This is a genomic window from Clostridium simiarum, from assembly GCF_018919175.1.
GTDB classification, from domain to species: domain Bacteria; phylum Bacillota; class Clostridia; order Clostridiales; family Clostridiaceae; genus Clostridium_L; species Clostridium_L simiarum.
On record NZ_JAHLQL010000005.1, the window covers coordinates 37,811 to 56,145 of the forward strand.

Consider the following 18,335-nt stretch of genomic DNA (forward strand, 5'->3'; position numbering starts at 1 on the left):
TTCCGCCTCCTATGAATGTTATACTATTATTCATATTTAAATTTAAAAATTTATCCTCTTTCTTCTCATACCAATGTTTAGAACTAAAGCTATAGCAATGTAATTGGTTAAAACTGAACTTCCACCATAACTCATAAGAGGAAGTGTAATCCCTGTAATAGGCATTATCCCAACAGTCATTCCTATATTTTGAAGTATTGAAAATAAAAACACTGATACAAGACCTATACATATAACAGACCCAAATATATCCTTTGATGTTCTCGCTATGTTAATAGACCTATATATAATTATTCCGTACAAAATCAGTAAAAATATAGCTCCTACAAACCCCCATTGTTCTCCTAAAGCAGCAAATATAAAATCTGTATGAGATTCGGGAACAAATTGAGAAACATAGCTAGTTGAAGAACTTCCAAGTCCTGCACCTGTTCCGAATATTCCTCCAGAACCTATACCTATTTTAGATTGGGTTGCCTGAAGTCCAATTCCTAAACTCTCCGCTTCAGGGTTTAAAAAGGAAGTAAGTCTTCTCTTCCAATAAGGCTTTATAAGTGAAGAATTCCAAAGTAATGCTATAGATGTAGCAAGACCCATAATCCCCCCTAATATAACCTTAATATTTAGACCCATAGTGAAAAATATCCCAAGCACTATAAAAAAGCATACCATGGTCATTCCCATATCCGGTTGTACAACTATTAATAACATAGGTATTAACGCATAAAAGCATAAGGTGAAAAAGTTTTTGGGATTATTTATATCCCCTTCCATTTCATCTAGTTTTTTAGCTAACATCATTATCATACCTAGCTTTGCAAATTCTGCAGGTTGAATAGCCCTATTACCCAAAGCAATCCACCCTTGAGCACCATTTACAGTACTTCCTATTATTCTAGTTGCAAGTAGCATTAAAACAGAGCCCCAATATAACAATGAAGTAAAATTCTGTATTAAAGTATAGTCAACTAATAATATTATATATGTAGTTACAAGACCTAAAACTAACCAAATGAGTTGAAGTTTTACATAATAAATACCTACCTTACTTCTTGTAACAGTATATATATTTAAAGCACCATATAATAAAACCAATATTGAACATATTAAGATTCCAAAGTCTATTTCTTTTATATACCTTGAATCTAATTTAAGTTTTTTTAACATGGAATCCCCTCCATAATGATAAAATCATGTTTTAGTATAACACAACCCTTTAAATAATTGCAGGGTCTTTTAAAAAATTCACAGCATATTTACCTAAATGTATACGGAGGGCAAGTACCTAAAGTCTTATCTCTCTTTTAACTTTTTTATTGGAATATTTGCCACTAATGCTGGAGCATTTCCTTGATTTTCTTCTGTTCTTGTAATTGCTATTTCTACATCAGAGCTATCTATTTCTACGTATCTTGTTATAACTTCTAATATTTCACTTTTAATCATTTCTAATAATTGTGGTGACAGGTCTCCTCTATCATGGATCAATATAAGTTTTAACCTATCCTTTGCTACTTCTTTTGAAGATGTTTTGCTTGAAAATAACTTTGAAAAAAACTCCATAATCCTTTCCCCCTATTTCTTTTTAAAAAGCTTCTTTAAAGCGTTAAAAAATCCTGTCTCTTCAGCGTCTAAATTCAATAGTGGAACTTCTTCTCCTGTTATCCTTTTTGCTATATTTCTAAAAGCCTTACCTGCCATTGCATTTTCATCAAGCACTATAGGTTCACCTTTATTAGTTGAAATGGTTATGGTTCTATCATCTGGAACTACTCCTATGAGCTTTACAGATAGCGTTTCTATTATATCATCTATATCAAGCATATCACCATTTTTAGTCATCTCATAATTTAACCTATTTACTATTACTTCATGTCTTTCAAGTCCTTTAGCATCTAGCTTTCCAATAACCCTATCTGCATCTCTTACAGAGGTTATTTCAGGATTTACAACTACTATTGCTCTATCTGCTCCTACTACCGCATTCTCAAACCCTTGCTCTATTCCTGCTGGGCTATCTATTATTACGTAATCAAATTCTTCCTTCAAATCATTAACAACTCTTAGCATTTGATCTGGTCTAATATCTCCCTTATCTCTAGTTTGAGCTGTTGGTAGCAAACATAAATTAGGGAATCTCTTATCTTTTATAAGAGCCTGTTTTAACCTACATCTCTCTTCTAAAACATCTAGAATAGTAAAAACAATTCTATTTTCTAATCCCATTAAAACATCTAAGTTTCTAAGTCCAGTGTCTCCATCAACTACTACAACTTTTTTACCCATGGATGCTAATGCAGTACCTATATTTGCTGTGGTGGTTGTCTTACCTACTCCACCTTTTCCTGAAGTTATTACGACAGCTTCTCCCATATTCAAAAACCTCCAACTCTATATGTATATCTTCTAAAATTATGTATAAATCCTTTAACAAATCATTTTCTTTTTTAATAGTCTAAGGATTATATGTATTTATTGGGCAAATAAGGCTCTACTATTATTGAACCGTCTTTTATTCTTGCTACCTCTGGATACTCTGGTTTAACTGAGTCTTCTGGCGCCCTTGTTAGTATACTTGCTATTTGAAGTATTTCTGGCTGAAGATTAAAAGCTGCTATTATAGCTCTTTCATTACCAGAAACTCCTGCCTTCACTTGTCCTTTTAAGCTCCCAAGAACAACTACGTTTCCTCCTGCATGAACCTCAGCACCATGGTTAACATCTCCTATTATAACTATGTTTCCTTGATACTTAATAGTTTGTCCACCTCTTATAGTTTTCCTAATAAATTTTGTTCTTCCTTCATAAACACCTGAAAAAGTCTTATTTACTTTTTCTTCTTTATCCTCTAAGATACAATCTTTTATAAGAACCTCTTCAAAAAGCACATCTTTTAGCCTTTTTACCTGCTTTTCATTTATAAATCTTATATCTGTAGTTATCTTAAGAGTACATCCCTTGTAAAACTTTTTTCCTTTCGATAACTTCTCTATTAGAGAATCTAGCATATCATCAAAATCTTTGAAATTATCCATATTGATGATGGCATTTAGCCCTTCCTTATTTCCTTTTATTACTATATTGTCCGCATTCATATTAACCCTCCAATAGGTTTAGTGAAGTACTTTATATTATTTCAACAGTGGCTTATTAAAATCCTCCTAATTTACATAAAAAGAAAGTCTTTTTATGTAGTCATATATTTATATTATAAATCAAATTAAATCATATAAAAAGAAGAACCTCCAAATCTAATATATAAATTTTAGTGGTTCTTCTCTATTGGTTCTTTTTTTACTCTGCTGGAGTTTCTTTTGGTGTAGATGTTGGTTCTTCTAGTGTATAATTGTAAGTAAATTTATAGTTAGGATTCTTCTCTAATATTTCATCTCTAAAGTACTCTTCATATACAGCCTTAACTACATCTGCTCCAAAGAATCCATGACCACCATCATAAATTATTATAGTTACTGCTATTTCAGGTTTATCAAAAGGTGCAAAACCTACATAAACTCCGTAAGCCGCACGACCTACTTTTTCTTGTTCTCCATTTTCTTTATAGGTGGCTGTTCCTGTTTTACCGCCTGTAGATATAGGAAAGTTTTGAAATACTGAGTTAGCAGTACCGGTTTCATCAACCTTTCTCATCCCTTCTTTTATAGTATCTACAGTAGTTTGTTTTAAATTTAAATTTTCAAGAACCTCTGGTTTAGTTTCTTCTACCACTTCTCCATTACTATCTGTTATCCTATCTATTAAAGTAGTTCTATATCTAGTTCCACCATTTACTAAGGTAGCAATAGCATTATTAAGTTGAAGTGGAGTAAAAGAATTCATACCTTGACCTATAGAAGCATTAAAAACTTCAGCTCCTGTAGTAACTTCTCCTCTTTTATCATAGTAGATAAATGCAGTAATAGCTGCAATCATAGAATCTATGTCTGATTCTTTATATTGATCTCTTTTATCTTCTGGAAGTTTGCTTATGAAATTCTTTATAGCATCTTTAATTTTGGGCTTAAAATTAGTTATAAGCCCAGAAACTTCTGCACTAGTATAATCTTTAAGAATCTCTTCTTTAACTAGCTCCTTTACAACTTCCTTAGCTTCTGCTAAATCCTTTGTATCTTCTTCATTTTTAGTTATAGGCAGAGGTTTAAACACATGCCCTCTTGATGAACGTCCACTCTCTAGTATATCCACCAAAGGATGGGCTGACATGGAGGCCACTAAATTTTTAAAGGACTCATAATTATAAACCTGCCCCCTAGTGTCTTCTGCAATCTCTATACCTGTAGTAGACTTTGTTTTACTCTTTGGATCTTTTCCAAGACCAAATTTCCATGAGTACTGTGCTAATCCATCTAGCCCAAATTCTTTATATAATCTATAGCCTACTTCATAGAAATAATAGTTACAAGATACCTCTAGCGCTTGTTTAACATCTATATTTCCGTGAGAACCTCCTGATTTAGTCCATATTTCACAGGCTCCAGTATAATTTTTAAATTCTTCATGTTTATTGAATACACCTTGATCTAATATCCTAGTGCTAGGATCAATAACTCCCGCCTCTAATCCTGCTGCTGCAGTAATAGGTTTGTAGGTTGACCCCGGAGGCACAGCCCCCATGGTAGCATAGTTATAAGTAGCTTTAGGATATATATCAAATCTATCATCTCTAGCTGTATTTTTAGGATTATTTTTATCCACTAAAGGAAATATATCATCCACTGATACCTTTAATCCCCTGCTTTTAATATAGTTTTCCCCAAACTCTTTTAAGTCAGGAGCAAAATACTGCTTTACTAAGTCATTAGACATCCTTCCTGGTACTGCCATTAAATTGGGATCGAAACTTGGTGCACTTACCATAGATAGGATTTTACCAGTATTCACATCTTGCACTATTACCGCTCCTCTATTGGCATTACGTGTATCTATGCTCTCTCTATGCCCATTAGACTGCAAGTATTTCATTTTATCCTCTAGAGCTCTTTCAGCAACATATTGAAGTTTTTTATCTATGCTCAATTGAATGTTTTGTCCTGGATAAGGATCTAACCTAAATAATTCTTCTGTTTTTCTACCGTACTTATTTACCTTAACCGTATTTCCACCTTTAGATCCTTTAAGTCTATCTTCAAAGGCAGATTCTATCCCTGACTTACCAATAAGATCCGTGGATACATCATACCCTCTCTCTTCATACTTATCCTTTTGTCCTCCATCTATAGTTCCAATATAGCCTATTACAGCTGAGGCTAAACTCTTATAAGGATACTCCCTTATTGGCTGAACAACCACATCTACTCCAGGAAGATCATTTAACTTTTGTAAAAATACAAAGGAAGAATCTCTTTTTATATTTGAGGATAGGGTTATAGGTTTGAACCCTGAAAACTTTTGCATATTAATAGCATCTTTTACCAAAATATATTTTCTTAAAGTTTCAAGGGAATATATCCCCTTAAGCATTTCAGTTATTTCTTTTCCTGATTTTTCTTCTAATAAGGTTTTCTCATCCTCTTTACTATAACCTAAAAGTTTATATATTTGATAATCTGTCTTGTCTTTTACTAAACCATAAAAAGTTTCCTCTGGAGTAATCTTTAAAAGTTCTTCATCTATAGCTCTTTTTTGTTCAGTAGTAAGGTCTGACTTTTGCTTTGGGTACAACTTTTGCTGCACTTTAAAATCAAAACCTCTATCCTTTTTAAATCTAAGTTCCAATGCTCTTAATGTATCTGCATCACTAGTATTAAACTCAAATCTAAAAGGATCTACTTTTAGAGGAAAGGTATCTTGAAGCACTTCATCCTGTTCATCTAACATTTTAAAAACCATATCCATAGTCTTAAAAAAGTACTTTTTGCTTTCTTCTGTTTCCATAAAAGTTAAAACATAACTTTGAACACTAGTTGCTAATAAGCTTCCGTCTTTAGCTAGTATATTTCCTCTAGGAGCTGACTCTGATAGGTACCTTACTGATTTATTATTAGCTTGCTCCTTGTTATCATCGTATTTTATAATCTGCAAATAAGCTAGCCTTGATAAAATAGCTGTAAATATAATCATCATTACAAGAACCAGAGCCGTATATCTATTTGTTTGCTTTCTATCTTTCATATAATCACCTAATTTTTAAAAATTCCAATCACTTTTCATATAAGATTTCTGACTAAGCTTATATACTCTTTTATAAATAAAAATACTAATTACCATATTATATATAGCAACAAAAGGTATGTTAAAATAGTTAATTTTCTTTTTCATAATAAAAAGAATTGCAAATATCATAACATCCTTTAAAATAGACAAGGCAAAAGTTGATATAAAAGGAATTAAAGCCTTCTCTTTAAATATATTTTCTCCAATTTTTGCTCCTATTAAACAGATTATCATGTTACAAAGTGAATTTAAGCCAAAACCATTAAAAAAGTATATATCTTGGAGCATTCCGCTTAATACTCCAATAAAGATACCTTCCAAATAACCATTTATAATGGAATAACTTAAAGCAAATATAGTAAGAAGGCTAGGATATACGCCCCTAATGGCTAAAAAAGGCATTAGGGTATTATCTAAAATAAGAAGAACTAAACTTATAATTATCAGTACTACTCTTTTCATATAATCACCACTTAATACTTTATATTCTTTTTATCTGTTGGTACTACCAAGTATAATTCTTCAAGTTTATTAAAGTCTACATAAGGTCTAATGGTTGCAGTTTTTGAAACCTTACCCTTATCTTCTTCTACAGAAATAACCTCTCCTATTTTTATCTCCTTAGGATAAAAATCTCCTAGGCCTGCAGTAAGTATTATATCTCCTTCTTTAATATCAGAATTCATATCAATATAATAAACCTTAGCTGAAAACTTATTATTACTATCTCTATAGCCTTTAACAATACCTGTGGTCTCCCTAGTACTTTCTACCAAAGCGCCTACCGCAATATTTTCATTTATAATAGGTTGAACCGATGCCCAACTATTAGCTACATAGGTTACTTGTCCTACTAGCCCTATAGGACTAATAGCTACCATACCTACTTGCAGACCATCTTTTTCTCCTCTATCTATGGTGAAACTCTCTAATATGCTTCCACCAGTTTTGTTTATTATGTGAGCTCCAATATAATTATAATCCGCCCTTTGACTTTTAAAGTCCAGCATGGCTCTTAATCTTTCATTTTCATTTTTTAAAGAGTCATATTCAATAGATTTAGATTCCAGTTCACTATTTTTCTTTTTTAAATCTTCATTCTCTTTTTTTACATCTGAAAAACTAAAAACAAAGTTTAAAAACCCTTTAACATTATCGTTCATGCCATAAAACACCTTCTGAACAGGATTCAATGCAACAGCAACACCATTCTCAATAGCCCCTTTACTTTCCCTCTTGAAACTGTACCCTATCAATACTAAAAATGTAACTGACAGTACTACTATAGTTACTGCCAGTTTGTTTTTGAAAAATCTCATGGATTATTACCTTTGTTTACTTATCTTATCAAAATTATCTAGAGCTTTTCCTGCTCCTAAAGCTACACAGTCAAGTGGGGATTCTGCTATATGCACTGGCATATGAGTTTCATGATTTATTAAGGCATCCAATCCTTTTAATAAAGCCCCTCCACCGGTAAGCATTATACCTTTATCCATTATATCTGCTGCAAGTTCTGGTGGTGTTTTTTCTAGTGTAGTTTTTATAGATTCAATTATTAAAGCTATTGGTTCACTTAATGCTGCTCTTATTTGATCTTCTGATACTTCTATAGTCTTTGGAAGTCCTGTTATAAGGTCTCTTCCTTTTATCTCCATAGTTTTTTCTTCTTCTTCAATTTTAAATGCTGATCCTAATTCCATCTTAATATTCTCTGAGGTTCTTTCCCCTATCATAAGGTTATATTCCTTCTTTATGTAGCTTATGATTGCATGATCTAATTCATCTCCAGCTACTCTTAAAGATTTACTTGTTACTATACCACCTAGAGATATAATAGCTACTTCTGTAGTTCCTCCTCCAATATCTACTATCATGCTACCTGTTGGTTCATCTACAGGTAGTCCTGCTCCAATAGCAGCTGCCATTGGCTCTTCCATAAGTACAACATCCCTTGCTCCTGCTTGTTTTGTAGCCTCTTCAATAGCTCTTCTTTCAACTTCTGTAACTCCTGAAGGAAAACAAACTATTATTCTTGGACTTGTAAAAGCTGATTTTGCTGTTATTTTATCTATAAACTTTTTTAGCATAGTCTGAGTTATATCAAAATCTGCTATAACCCCATCTTTCATAGGTCTTATAGCTACTATATTTCCAGGTGTTCTACCTATCATTTGCTTTGCTTCTGCTCCTACAGCTAAAGGCCTTTTAGTTACATTATTTATAGCAACTACAGAAGGCTCTCTAAGTACTATACCTTTTCCTTTTACATATACTAGCGTATTAGCTGTTCCTAAATCTATACCCATGTCCTTAGTCATTCCAAATAATCCCATTGATTATTCTCCTTTCAAATCTATACTATTCCTTTTTCTTTTAAACTCACATAACTCCCTTTACCAACAATTATATGGTCCAACAAATCAATACCGAGAATCTTTCCACATTCTTTTAATCTTTTGGTGATATTAATATCTTCTATACTAGGAGTAACATCCCCTGAAGGATGATTATGACATACAATTATAGATGCGCTCCCCTTCTTTATTGCATGAGAAAACACTTCCCTTGGATGAACTATAGAAGAGTTCAAGCTCCCCATGGATACCGTATTTACTCCTATAACTATGTTCTTTGTATTTAGATATATAACCTTTAAAATCTCTTGATTCAAATCTTTCATATGGCTTATAACTAAATCTGCTGCATCTTTAGGTGTCCTTATTTTATATTCTTCTCCTGAACCATAGCTGTAAAATCTTTTGGATAACTCAACTAAAGCTAGAATTTGAGATGCCTTAGCCTCTTTTATTCCATTTAGATTCATCAAATCCTCAGCAGAACTATTTAAAATACCTCTTAATCCTCCACACTCCTTAATTATTCTATTGCATAATTGTAGTATGTTTTCTTTTGAGGTACCAGTTCTTAAAACTACAGCTAAAAGCTCTGAGTTTGAAAGACTCTCTGCCCCATATCTTAAAAGTCTTTCCTGGGGTCTTTCATTTTTAGGTAAATCCATAATCTTTAAATTATCTTCCATTAATACTCTCCTTGCATAGATTTACCCATCCCCTATAGATAAAATTCATATGTTTAAAGAATTGTTTTAAATATAAATTTAAATAATTTCTTTAAGTAGAGATTTCAGTTTATTCATTGGAAGTCCCACCACATTATAGTAGCAGCCCTCTATACTCTCTACAAACACTCCTCCATACCCTTGAATTCCATAAGCACCTGCTTTATCGAAAGGTTCACCTGTATCTATGTATGTTATTATTTCTTCCTCTGTAAGGTATGAGAATTTAACTTTAGTACATACACTTTGAGATAAAACATGTTTATCCTTATTTCTTATAATGGTTATACCAGAATATACCTCATGAATATTTCCACTTAAACTTTTTAGCATATCAAAAGCTTCTTGTCTATCTTTTGGCTTTCCTAAAACCTCACCATTAAAAGCTACAATGGTATCGCAACCAATTATTATACATTCCTCATCACAAAGATTAGAAACTTCTCTTGCTTTACCTTCCGATAAGGACTTAACATATTCTTCAAAGTTGCCTCTAAAGGCTATGCTATCTTCATCAAAATCACTTATTATAATTTTGAAATCCTCTGTAATTCTCTTTAAAAGTTCATGCCTTCTTTCTGAGGCTGAGGCTAAAATTATATTCAAGTCCATCACTTCCTAACAGTTTTTAGTACTTTCTATATAGTATTATAGCCAATATTACACCAAATATAGACATAATATTGAAATTAAAATTCACACCAAAAGTAATTTCCAAAACCTTCAAATTCAAATGTAGTGGCGTAGTTAGTCCAATATTATATACGTTTTTTAAGACTTCAAGTGACTGAAATTTATTTCCAATAAAATCCCCAATGAAGTTTCCTAAAATTGCGCCAATAAATATTACCAGTATAAATAATCCCCTATTTTTCCCCATATTTTTCAATAGTATTCACCACCCACTTATACATACTATATAGTTTAGCATTTATAAAATTCTTAAACAAGTAGGTTTACATTATTTAAAAAAATTTTAAGATTTCGCAATATAATTGGAAATCTTTTGTATGTAATAGCTAAAATTTCTTTCACATGAAAATAATAGCTTAGAAACCAAGCTATTATTTTAAAAATTCTATAGTTACTTTGTTTTACTCATAGATTTTAAAAATTTATAGTTATTTTCATAATAACTATTTAATTCTTCTTTTTTTATTTCCTCTGGAAGAGATAATGTAAAGTTTTTAACCTCTTCTAATAGTTCATTATTTTTGCCTTTTTTCTCTATTGGTTTTAATGAGGACACCCATTTTTTTATTTCTTCTGTTTGAATAGATTTCACATCTTTTTCTCTTAGCTTTGAAAGAACCTTAATGTTTGCACTTATTATCTCACCTATTTCATAATCTTCTAAGTTGCTTTTATTAATTTCAAATCCTAGTCTAGTTATCTCAGTTCCTTTTTCTTTTATTTCTTTTAATAAGGTATTGGATTGTTCTTCATCAAATATTCCTAATATCACCCTATGTTTTTCTTCATCTTTTATAATAAAGGCATCATATCCTAATTCATTTAACTTCTTTTTATTTTCTTCGGCATTTTCTATTTTACTAAATACTCCACCTTGAACCATATAAAAGTTGATTTTCTCATCTTCTAAATTAGCTTTATCTTGTTCTTTAAGTACTATTTTTTTATCCGGCGGACTTTCACTAGAATCATCCTTATTCTTAATAAGAATTTTAGAAAGACCACTACCTAATATTACAGACATAATGCATACTCCAAACAAAAAAATTACTATTATATGATTACCTTCTTTTTTCTTTTTGTAATTGTATCTTGTGTAATTCATGTTATCCTCCTTTATAAAACATACTATATTAAATCATATTTATTAAGAAGGTTTTTTAGAATAAAAAAAACCCGACATAGAATGCCGAAGTTTTAATATTTATATTTAAATCCGTTTTAATACTATCATATCCTTTTGTTTTTCCTCAATCTTAAAAAAGTTTTTAGCTACTCTTACTGGTTCAAAGCCTAGTTTTCTCCAAAACCGTATGCCCTGATAATTACCTTCTGCAGCTACAGAGGAAAACTCCGTTATATTCATATTCTTCTGGACATACTCCATTAATTTAGATATTATCTTGAAGCCTAACCCCTTATCCCTATGTTTTTTATCTATAAGAAAATACCAGATTATAAGTTCATTTGTCTTTTTAAATTCAACTCTTCCTTTAAATATACCTATTATTTCATTATCTTTTGTAATCTTTAAAAATATTTCATTTTCACTTATATAGTATTCTAGAAATCTCTCTAATATTTCTTTAAATTGTAAGGGTTTACTGTTAAAACTCTCATCTATGTCTTTTTGGGAGTTTATCCACTTTTGTATATAGATTAAATCTTCCTTATTAACATCTGTTACAACAATATCCTCTAGAAAAATTTCTAAATTAAACATTAAATTCCCTCCACTTCTTATAGTATATAATTCCACAGAAATCCAAAATTTCCTTTGCATATATTAGAAGTTTTTTAATAAAAAGTTAGTATATTTTTAAAATCTAAAATTTATATAAGTTTTTTTTACAACTTAATTATTATTGATCTCATGTATCTAAAAATGCTATGATATAAATTAAAATAAAAAATTTTATTTGTATGTTAAAATATGTTATTATAATAATTAAAGTCTATTTAGGGAGTGTGAGATTATGATTGAAATTAGTAAAGGTAAAAAATACTCAAATCTATTATTATTTAAGTTTGAAAACTATGAATTAGATTATCCTACAAATATAAAGGATGTATTGAAATTTTCTAGAAACAGTGGCGCTTATAATGATATGGAATGTATTAACACTTTAGGTCAATGTACCTATGAATATATTTATATCCTAGGCCTAGGCTCCACCGAGGAATATAATGATTCAAAACTATTTAATTCCTTAGGTGATTTTATATTAAAGGAAAAGGATAAAATTGAAGAGTTAGATATTCTAGATAATTTTAATGAAGATGTTGGATATACCTTAGGTGAAACTGTTGCTTTATCTTTATATCGATATAAAGGTATAAAGCAGAAAACAGAAGATGTTAAACTTTCTAAAATTAATTTCATTTCAAGTTTTAATCAGTCTATAAACAAAGGATACGAAACAGGTTGCTCTATTAATCTTTCAAGAGAACTAGTTAACATGCCATCAAATGTTGTTACCCCTAAATATTTTGTGAATAAAGCTGAAGATATAGCAAAAAATAGAGACTTAGATATAGAGATACTAGATAAATTTAAATTAGAAGGTATGGGAATGGGTGGAATCCTCTCCGTTGCTAAAGGGAGTATTGAGGATCCTAATCTTATTATAATGCAATATTTAGGTGATGCTGATAGTAAGGACATATTTGCAGTAATTGGTAAAGGTGTAACCTTTGATTCTGGAGGAATTACCCTAAAGCCAGGTAAAGGAATGGAAAAAATGACTGGAGATATGACTGGTGCTGCTATAGTTCTTGGGTTAATGGATGCCATAGGAAAAATTAAACCTAAAAAGAACATTATGATTTTAATTCCTTTAGTTGAAAATATGCCATCTGGCAAATCCTATAAACCTGGAGATGTTATAACCACTTACAGTGGAAAAACTGTAGAAATAATATCTACAGATGCAGAGGGTAGAGTTATACTCTCTGATGCTATAAGTTATGCAAGAGAATTAGGTGCTAATTATATAATTGACGTTGCAACACTTACAGGCTCTTCTGCAAACTTTTTAGGTGATATAAATGTTGGTCTTTTTACTAACTCCAACGAACTTGCCTTTATGCTAACTAAATCTGGAAGAGAAGTTGGGGAATATCTATGGAGATTTCCAAACAACGATGAGTATTTAGAGCAATTAAAAACACCAAATGCAGACCTTAAAAACTCTGGTTCAAGCTGCGGAGCTATTGTAGCAAGTAAATTCCTAGAAACCTTTGCTGAGGACACAGCTTTTGCCCATCTAGACATAGCTGGATTTATATTAAATGCTGTACCAAAAGGCGCTTATGACAAAGGAGCAAGTTGTATACCTTTTAGAACTCTATTTAACTTCTTAAATAAATAAATTTAAAAGGAGGAGTTTTTATGAGTTTATTAGCCATGAATGGTGTTACTTATGAAGACAAAGGCAATACTATAATTAATAACTTTAATCTTGAAGTTGAAAAGGAAGATTATATTTCCATAGTAGGCCCCTCTGGAAGTGGTAAGAGTACAATCTTAAAGCTATTTGCAAGCTTAATATCCCCCAGCAAAGGGGATATCTATTTTAAGGGAGAAGATTATATTAATTCTTCTCCTTATGATCTAAGAAAAAATATAACTTACTGCTTTCAAACCCCAGTACTCTTTGGAAATACTGTCATAGATAATTTTAAATTTCCTTACGATGTTCGAAAAAAAGATATGGATACTTATAGAATAAACTACCTTCTTAATTTATTTGGCTTTTCTGAATCAATGCTGCATAAGTCTATACATAAACTTTCCGGTGGTGAAAAGCAAAGAATTGCTCTTATAAGGAGCATAATTTTTGAACCAGAAGTACTTCTCCTAGATGAAGTTACTTCTGCTTTAGATGCAGAAAATACTAAAATAGTTGAGTCTGTAATTCAAAAATTAAATTTAGAAGGTATGACAATCCTTTGGGTAACTCATAACTTAGAGCAAAGCAGAAAATATGCAAATAAACTCCTTACTGTAGAAAAAGGAACTTTGAAAGACCTAGAGGTGATAAAATGAATACACAAAACACTCTAAGTATATCTTCCCTTTTAATAGCTTCTTCTTTGGTATTAATATCTCTATTCATTTCTTATTGGCAAAAACTTAAATTGGAAAAAGAAATAATAGTAGGAATGATAAGAGCGGTAGTTCAATTAACACTAGTGGGGTATGTATTAAATTATATATTTGGACTTAAAAATTACGCCTTTACGACTTTACTTCTAATATTTATGATATTTAATGCCTCTACTAATGCTAAAAAAAGAGGAAAAAACATAAAAAACTCTTTAGTTATTTCTTTTATAGCCATAGCCTCAGGTACAGCTATAACTATAACAATTTTATTGATATCTAAATCAATAAAATATGAACCTTATTCCGTTATTCCTGTATCAGGTATGATTATAAGCAACTCTATGGTAGCCATAGGACTTTGTTATAAACAGTTAAATCTTAACTTTAAAAATCGAAGAGATGAAATTGAAACCAAGTTGTCCCTAGGTGCTGAAATACTTCCTTCTTCTAGGGATATAATACGGGATGCTATAAAAACAGGTATGATACCTACTATAGACTCTGCTAAAGCCTTAGGCATTGTATCCTTGCCAGGAATGATGACAGGTCTTATATTAGCTGGAACTTCTCCTCTTGAAGCTATAAAGTTTCAGATAATGGTAACTTTTATGCTTTTATCTACTACATCTATTTCTGCTTTTATTGCCTGTTTTCTTTCTTATAAATCTTTCTTCAATGATAGAAGCCAACTAGATATAGATTAAAAGACGAGAGAAAACCTCTCGTCTTTTTATATTTATTTTTCTGCACTAATTTTTTTACTCTTATTAAATGCCACAGTTGATAAAATCGTAGCTATTATAACTATGGTAAGGGGTATTATAAATTTAGCTGATAATGGATTAAAAATATTTTCTCCCATATAAGAATAGCATAGAGTCTCTGGTATTACACCTAACAATGAGGCCATTATAAATGGCTTGTATTGTATTTTAGTAAGGCCACAAGTATAACTTAATGGATCATAAGGTAAAACCGGAGGAAGTCTTAAAAGAAATAAAATTTTAAAACCGTTTTTCTCCATATTATTGTTAAGTTTTAAAGTTTTCCCTTTTAAAATCTTATCTACAAAATCCCTTCCTAAAAAACGTGAAATAATAAAAGCCAAGGTTCCAGATAAGAAAAATCCTACCATATTTATAACAAATCCTTTTATAGGTCCAAAGACTACTCCAGATGCTATAGAAAGCATAGCTGAAGGTACCACTACCATTAGTGGCTTTAAAGAAAATATTAATATAAAACATAATAATGCATAATTTCCATAACCCTTAACAAAATTAATAAAACTATCTAAAGATGTAAATTCCTTTAATTTGTGTCTATTTATGAAAAGTAAAACTAAAAAAACTATTATGAATAACCCAAGCACTAGCCTAATTTTATCTCTTTTACTCATGCTGTCCCTCTACCCCTCTATTATTTTTAACTTCCATCATCATTTTAGCATATTTAACTAATATTTGTAGTATGTTTACTGTAAATTAAGAAAAAAATAAGACTAGCTTAATTTATTTTTAATTATACCATTATAGGATTATTCTTTATATTTTTTAATATACCGCATATCTTACTAACATTATAGTTATATACAATATTTTCATCCTCTATTACATAGGATGTTTGTGGAAATTTTATATCCTTTACTTCTATTTCATAAATAGATTCAAATATCTCTTCATAAAATCCTCTATTTTCATCATTTAATATCAATAGTTCCTCTTGCATTGTGTTCATCATCTCAAAATAAATATATAACTTTTTTGCGTCTTTCATAAACTCTTTATAATCATCAATTAATTCTAAACTATCTTTTACTGTTAAAAACTCTTCATCATGCAACTTAATACAACTCTCTAGATTATCAATGTAATGCTTAAATTCATCTAATTTAAAATCCTTAGGGTTTAATATTCCTTTTTTGCATAAATCAAATAAATCATTTTTAAGATCTTTATAAGCCTTCACTACATTTTCATGTATCTTTGGCGGAGCAATAGTGTAGTTTATAATAAGAGATACCACTATACCTAAAATAGTATCTAACGTTCTATATATACTATACTGTAGGGGACTTCTTCCATTTAAGCTTATGGTAATAACACAAAATACCGTACAAGATATAGCAACGGACTTATCCAACCTGAAATAATTACATATAGATATTATTATAACTATGCCTATGCCAACAAGAATAATATTTTCAGGAGCTACAAGGGACATTATAAGTCCTACAATAGCTCCAACCAAAGTTCCTTTTATTCTATTTATTCCTGATTTATATGAATTAGTCACGGTGTTACCCATGGTTATAATAGCAGCAATACAAGCATAAAGTGCATTGTTTATTGTGAATATTCTAGAAAGAAGAATGCATATTGAAACTGCCAAAGCAGTCTTTATGGTTCTCATGCCTATTTTCATAGATTACCACCGCCGTATCAATATTAAATGAAATTACTCTGCCACAGCATAAAAGCATCTTTTAGGTGAATTTATCTTCTCTTCCTTCTTAAGATCTTTTATTGCTTTGTCTACATCCTTTTTATCTAATCCAGATTTTTCTGCTATTTCTCCAGCCTTTAAAGGCTCCCCAGAATTTTTTAATACCTCTAAAACTTGATCTTTAATATCCATAATAAAACCCTCCTATGTATTAATAAATAATTTTGTTATATTACCTTTCTTCTCCTACTACAATAGGATTTTCATCATAACTTATCCAATCACTCCAGCTTCCACCATAGAGCTTAGCTTTAATACCAATCTCATCTAAAATCATCACATTAGCTGCTCCTGTAATGCCAGAACCACAGTGAACTATAATATCTTCTTTCTCTTCTAAGCCTTTAAATATCTCTTTTAATTCTTCTTTAGGTTTAACTTTAAACTCATTAAAATTGTCTTTCCAAAAGTAATTTTTAGCACCTGGAATATGTCCAGCCTTTTTATCTACTGGTTCAATTTTTCCTAAATACCTATCCTTTTCTCTAGCATCAATTATAAAAGCTTTATCTAAATTATCTTTTACATACTGAACATCGCAATATATATCATCTCTTATATTTAATGACAAGGTACCCTTTGATTCTTTTATTATAACATCCCCACCTTGCTCTAATGGTAGATTTCTATCTTTCCATGCCTTTATGCCCTCTTCTAATATGTATACATTACTTTTTCCTATATACCTAAAAAGCCACCACAATCTAGAAGCTGCAGCTAAGTCACCATCATCATATATTATAACATGAATATTATCATCCACAGACTTTTTGTTCATATTCACTGTAAATTCATTTAAATCTGGAAGAGGATGCCTTCCTCCATGCTCCTTAACCTGACCTGTAAGTTCAGTTTCTAAATCTACATAAATAGCTCCCCTTATATGTCCTTCCTTAAAGGCATTCTTACCATAATCTTTATCACTTAAATCAAATCTACAATCTAAAAGAATAAAGTCATCATTATCTTTTATCTTTAAAAAATCATCTAAACTCATTAAGTTCTTCATACCTTACCCTCCTATCTTACTATACCTAAACCTTTACAATATTATATCATAAGGGCTATATATAAAAAAGGGGATACAAAAATGACTATGCTGTCAGTTTTTATATCCCCTTAACTTTAGTATAATTTATAGTATTTAAAGTATAGATTTTGTACAAAATCTAGTTTACTCTATATGTTTTAATTATAATACTCCTAGTATATACTATAAGCTTATTGATCTTTTTATAGTAGGTCTTCTCCCTCTTCCCAGTTTGCTGGGCACATTCCACCTGTTTGAAGTGCTTTTAAAACTCTAAGTGTTTCATCTACATTTCTACCTACATTTAGATCATGAACAACTTGATATTTCACTTGTCCTTCTGGATCTATTATGAACAGTCCTCTTAGGGATATAGCTTCATCTTCCATAAATACTCCAAAGGATTTAGCTACTTCATATTTCTTATCTGCCGCTATTGGGAAGTTGATTTGTCCAAGTCCACCAGCATTTTTATCTTGTTTTATCCAAGCTTGGTGAGAGAACTCACTATCACAACTTACTGCTAATACATCTGCTCCAAGTTTCTTGAAATCTTCATATCTATCACTAAAAGCTGTGATTTCTGTTGGGCATACAAAAGTAAAATCTAGTGGGTAGAAGAACATCACTAACCATTTTCCTTTGTAATCCTCTAATTTAATTTCTACAAAGTCACTTCCATCACCTTTTGCACCATTCATCTTGAAGCAAGGTGCTTCTTTTCCTACTAATCTTTCCATTATAAA

21 protein-coding genes are annotated in these 18,335 nt (G+C 30.8%); 3 read left to right on the forward strand and 18 right to left on the reverse strand.

Annotation, left to right across the window (positions count from 1 at the left end; genetic code table 11):
* Positions 1 to 42: 42 nt before the first annotated feature.
* The 13 genes from rodA to KQI89_RS13385 all read right to left on the reverse strand — a co-directional run bounded on the left by rodA (position 43) and on the right by KQI89_RS13385 (position 11,669).
* Entirely contained in the window at positions 43 to 1,167 is a 1,125-nt protein-coding gene (rodA, locus tag KQI89_RS13325) for a rod shape-determining protein RodA (RefSeq protein WP_032120903.1), read from the reverse strand.
* 126 nt (positions 1,168 to 1,293) lie between these two features.
* Entirely contained in the window at positions 1,294 to 1,563 is a 270-nt protein-coding gene (gene minE / locus KQI89_RS13330; protein WP_032120902.1) for a cell division topological specificity factor MinE, read from the reverse strand.
* A 12-nt stretch (positions 1,564 to 1,575) separates the two neighbouring features.
* On the reverse strand, positions 1,576 to 2,373 hold the full coding sequence (gene minD / locus KQI89_RS13335; RefSeq protein WP_032120901.1) for a septum site-determining protein MinD: 798 nt from the start codon (positions 2,371 to 2,373) through the stop codon (positions 1,576 to 1,578).
* 89 nt (positions 2,374 to 2,462) lie between these two features.
* Entirely contained in the window at positions 2,463 to 3,095 is a 633-nt protein-coding gene (minC, locus tag KQI89_RS13340) for a septum site-determining protein MinC (protein WP_032120900.1), read from the reverse strand.
* A 199-nt stretch (positions 3,096 to 3,294) separates the two neighbouring features.
* The gene (locus KQI89_RS13345) at positions 3,295 to 6,129 is read right to left on the reverse strand and encodes a penicillin-binding transpeptidase domain-containing protein (RefSeq protein ID WP_216457481.1); all 2,835 of its coding nucleotides are present in this window, start codon (positions 6,127 to 6,129) and stop codon (positions 3,295 to 3,297) included.
* A 15-nt stretch (positions 6,130 to 6,144) separates the two neighbouring features.
* Positions 6,145 to 6,633, reverse strand: coding sequence for a rod shape-determining protein MreD (gene mreD, locus KQI89_RS13350; RefSeq protein ID WP_032120899.1), 489 nt, complete (start codon positions 6,631 to 6,633; stop codon positions 6,145 to 6,147).
* Between the two features lie 11 nt (positions 6,634 to 6,644).
* Positions 6,645 to 7,490 carry a rod shape-determining protein MreC gene (gene mreC, locus KQI89_RS13355; protein ID WP_216457482.1) on the reverse strand — a complete coding sequence of 282 codons (846 nt, stop codon included), beginning with the start codon at positions 7,488 to 7,490 and terminating at the stop codon, positions 6,645 to 6,647.
* 6 nt (positions 7,491 to 7,496) lie between these two features.
* On the reverse strand, positions 7,497 to 8,507 hold the full coding sequence (locus tag KQI89_RS13360; RefSeq protein WP_032120897.1) for a rod shape-determining protein: 1,011 nt from the start codon (positions 8,505 to 8,507) through the stop codon (positions 7,497 to 7,499).
* 20 nt (positions 8,508 to 8,527) lie between these two features.
* Positions 8,528 to 9,214 (reverse strand): RadC family protein, encoded by a 687-nt coding sequence (radC, locus tag KQI89_RS13365; RefSeq protein ID WP_032120896.1) that lies wholly within the window; start codon positions 9,212 to 9,214, stop codon positions 8,528 to 8,530.
* Positions 9,215 to 9,292: 78 nt separating this feature from the next.
* A complete protein-coding gene (locus tag KQI89_RS13370; RefSeq protein ID WP_216457483.1) occupies positions 9,293 to 9,865 on the reverse strand; it encodes a Maf-like protein in 573 nt (190 codons plus the stop codon).
* 16 nt (positions 9,866 to 9,881) lie between these two features.
* Entirely contained in the window at positions 9,882 to 10,133 is a 252-nt protein-coding gene (locus tag KQI89_RS13375; RefSeq protein WP_216457640.1) for a DUF4321 domain-containing protein, read from the reverse strand.
* Positions 10,134 to 10,337: 204 nt separating this feature from the next.
* Entirely contained in the window at positions 10,338 to 11,051 is a 714-nt protein-coding gene (locus KQI89_RS13380; protein ID WP_216457484.1) for an SPOR domain-containing protein, read from the reverse strand.
* Between the two features lie 105 nt (positions 11,052 to 11,156).
* A complete protein-coding gene (locus tag KQI89_RS13385; protein ID WP_216457485.1) occupies positions 11,157 to 11,669 on the reverse strand; it encodes a GNAT family N-acetyltransferase in 513 nt (170 codons plus the stop codon).
* Between the two features lie 253 nt (positions 11,670 to 11,922).
* Between KQI89_RS13385 and KQI89_RS13390 the strand changes: the two genes are divergently transcribed.
* Genes KQI89_RS13390 through KQI89_RS13400 form a run of 3 tightly spaced genes read left to right on the forward strand, consistent with a single transcriptional unit; the run spans position 11,923 to position 14,758 of the window.
* The gene (locus tag KQI89_RS13390; protein WP_216457486.1) at positions 11,923 to 13,317 is read left to right on the forward strand and encodes a leucyl aminopeptidase family protein; all 1,395 of its coding nucleotides are present in this window, start codon (positions 11,923 to 11,925) and stop codon (positions 13,315 to 13,317) included.
* A 20-nt stretch (positions 13,318 to 13,337) separates the two neighbouring features.
* Positions 13,338 to 13,994, forward strand: a complete 657-nt coding sequence (locus tag KQI89_RS13395) for an ABC transporter ATP-binding protein (protein WP_216457487.1) — start codon at positions 13,338 to 13,340, stop codon at positions 13,992 to 13,994.
* A complete protein-coding gene (locus KQI89_RS13400) occupies positions 13,991 to 14,758 on the forward strand; it encodes an ABC transporter permease (RefSeq protein WP_216457488.1) in 768 nt (255 codons plus the stop codon). Before KQI89_RS13395 ends, KQI89_RS13400 begins: the two co-directional genes overlap by 4 nt.
* A 32-nt stretch (positions 14,759 to 14,790) precedes the next feature.
* Here the strand turns inward: KQI89_RS13400 and KQI89_RS13405 are convergent, their stop codons facing one another.
* The 5 genes from KQI89_RS13405 to KQI89_RS13425 form a co-directional block, all read right to left on the reverse strand.
* Positions 14,791 to 15,453 carry a TVP38/TMEM64 family protein gene (locus KQI89_RS13405; RefSeq protein ID WP_216457489.1) on the reverse strand — a complete coding sequence of 221 codons (663 nt, stop codon included), beginning with the start codon at positions 15,451 to 15,453 and terminating at the stop codon, positions 14,791 to 14,793.
* A 122-nt stretch (positions 15,454 to 15,575) separates the two neighbouring features.
* Positions 15,576 to 16,478 (reverse strand): FUSC family protein, encoded by a 903-nt coding sequence (locus KQI89_RS13410; RefSeq protein ID WP_216457490.1) that lies wholly within the window; start codon positions 16,476 to 16,478, stop codon positions 15,576 to 15,578.
* A gap of 33 nt (positions 16,479 to 16,511) precedes the next feature.
* Positions 16,512 to 16,691 (reverse strand): HTH domain-containing protein, encoded by a 180-nt coding sequence (locus tag KQI89_RS13415; protein ID WP_032120888.1) that lies wholly within the window; start codon positions 16,689 to 16,691, stop codon positions 16,512 to 16,514.
* A gap of 40 nt (positions 16,692 to 16,731) precedes the next feature.
* Complete coding sequence (locus KQI89_RS13420) at positions 16,732 to 17,568, reverse strand: sulfurtransferase (RefSeq protein ID WP_216457491.1); 837 nt, start codon at positions 17,566 to 17,568, stop codon at positions 16,732 to 16,734.
* 224 nt (positions 17,569 to 17,792) lie between these two features.
* Positions 17,793 to 18,329: a peroxiredoxin gene (locus tag KQI89_RS13425; protein WP_246583123.1), complete on the reverse strand. Its 537-nt coding sequence runs from the start codon at positions 18,327 to 18,329 to the stop codon at positions 17,793 to 17,795.
* Between the last annotated feature and the right edge of the window lie 6 nt (positions 18,330 to 18,335).

Bases quoted from the DNA above. Each gene is read 5' to 3' on its own strand.
- KQI89_RS13410 (WP_216457490.1), bottom strand. From the start codon at position 16,478: ATGAAAATAGGCATGAGAACCATAAAGACTGCTTTGGCAGTTTCAATA.
- minD (WP_032120901.1), bottom strand. From the start codon at position 2,373: ATGGGAGAAGCTGTCGTAATAACTTCAGGAAAAGGTGGAGTAGGTAAG.
- KQI89_RS13380 (WP_216457484.1), bottom strand. From the start codon at position 11,051: ATGAATTACACAAGATACAATTACAAAAAGAAAAAAGAAGGTAATCAT.
- KQI89_RS13425 (WP_246583123.1), bottom strand. From the start codon at position 18,329: ATGGAAAGATTAGTAGGAAAAGAAGCACCTTGCTTCAAGATGAATGGT.
- KQI89_RS13395 (WP_216457487.1), top strand. From the start codon at position 13,338: ATGAGTTTATTAGCCATGAATGGTGTTACTTATGAAGACAAAGGCAAT.
- minE (WP_032120902.1), bottom strand. From the start codon at position 1,563: ATGGAGTTTTTTTCAAAGTTATTTTCAAGCAAAACATCTTCAAAAGAA.
- KQI89_RS13385 (WP_216457485.1), bottom strand. From the start codon at position 11,669: ATGTTTAATTTAGAAATTTTTCTAGAGGATATTGTTGTAACAGATGTT.
- KQI89_RS13375 (WP_216457640.1), bottom strand. From the start codon at position 10,133: ATGGGGAAAAATAGGGGATTATTTATACTGGTAATATTTATTGGCGCA.
- KQI89_RS13360 (WP_032120897.1), bottom strand. From the start codon at position 8,507: ATGGGATTATTTGGAATGACTAAGGACATGGGTATAGATTTAGGAACA.
- KQI89_RS13400 (WP_216457488.1), top strand. From the start codon at position 13,991: ATGAATACACAAAACACTCTAAGTATATCTTCCCTTTTAATAGCTTCT.
- KQI89_RS13420 (WP_216457491.1), bottom strand. From the start codon at position 17,568: ATGAAGAACTTAATGAGTTTAGATGATTTTTTAAAGATAAAAGATAAT.
- KQI89_RS13390 (WP_216457486.1), top strand. From the start codon at position 11,923: ATGATTGAAATTAGTAAAGGTAAAAAATACTCAAATCTATTATTATTT.
- KQI89_RS13370 (WP_216457483.1), bottom strand. From the start codon at position 9,865: ATGGACTTGAATATAATTTTAGCCTCAGCCTCAGAAAGAAGGCATGAA.
- KQI89_RS13345 (WP_216457481.1), bottom strand. From the start codon at position 6,129: ATGAAAGATAGAAAGCAAACAAATAGATATACGGCTCTGGTTCTTGTA.
- minC (WP_032120900.1), bottom strand. From the start codon at position 3,095: ATGAATGCGGACAATATAGTAATAAAAGGAAATAAGGAAGGGCTAAAT.
- mreC (WP_216457482.1), bottom strand. From the start codon at position 7,490: ATGAGATTTTTCAAAAACAAACTGGCAGTAACTATAGTAGTACTGTCA.
- KQI89_RS13415 (WP_032120888.1), bottom strand. From the start codon at position 16,691: ATGGATATTAAAGATCAAGTTTTAGAGGTATTAAAAAATTCTGGGGAG.
- mreD (WP_032120899.1), bottom strand. From the start codon at position 6,633: ATGAAAAGAGTAGTACTGATAATTATAAGTTTAGTTCTTCTTATTTTA.
- radC (WP_032120896.1), bottom strand. From the start codon at position 9,214: ATGGAAGATAATTTAAAGATTATGGATTTACCTAAAAATGAAAGACCC.
- rodA (WP_032120903.1), bottom strand. From the start codon at position 1,167: ATGTTAAAAAAACTTAAATTAGATTCAAGGTATATAAAAGAAATAGAC.
- KQI89_RS13405 (WP_216457489.1), bottom strand. From the start codon at position 15,453: ATGAGTAAAAGAGATAAAATTAGGCTAGTGCTTGGGTTATTCATAATA.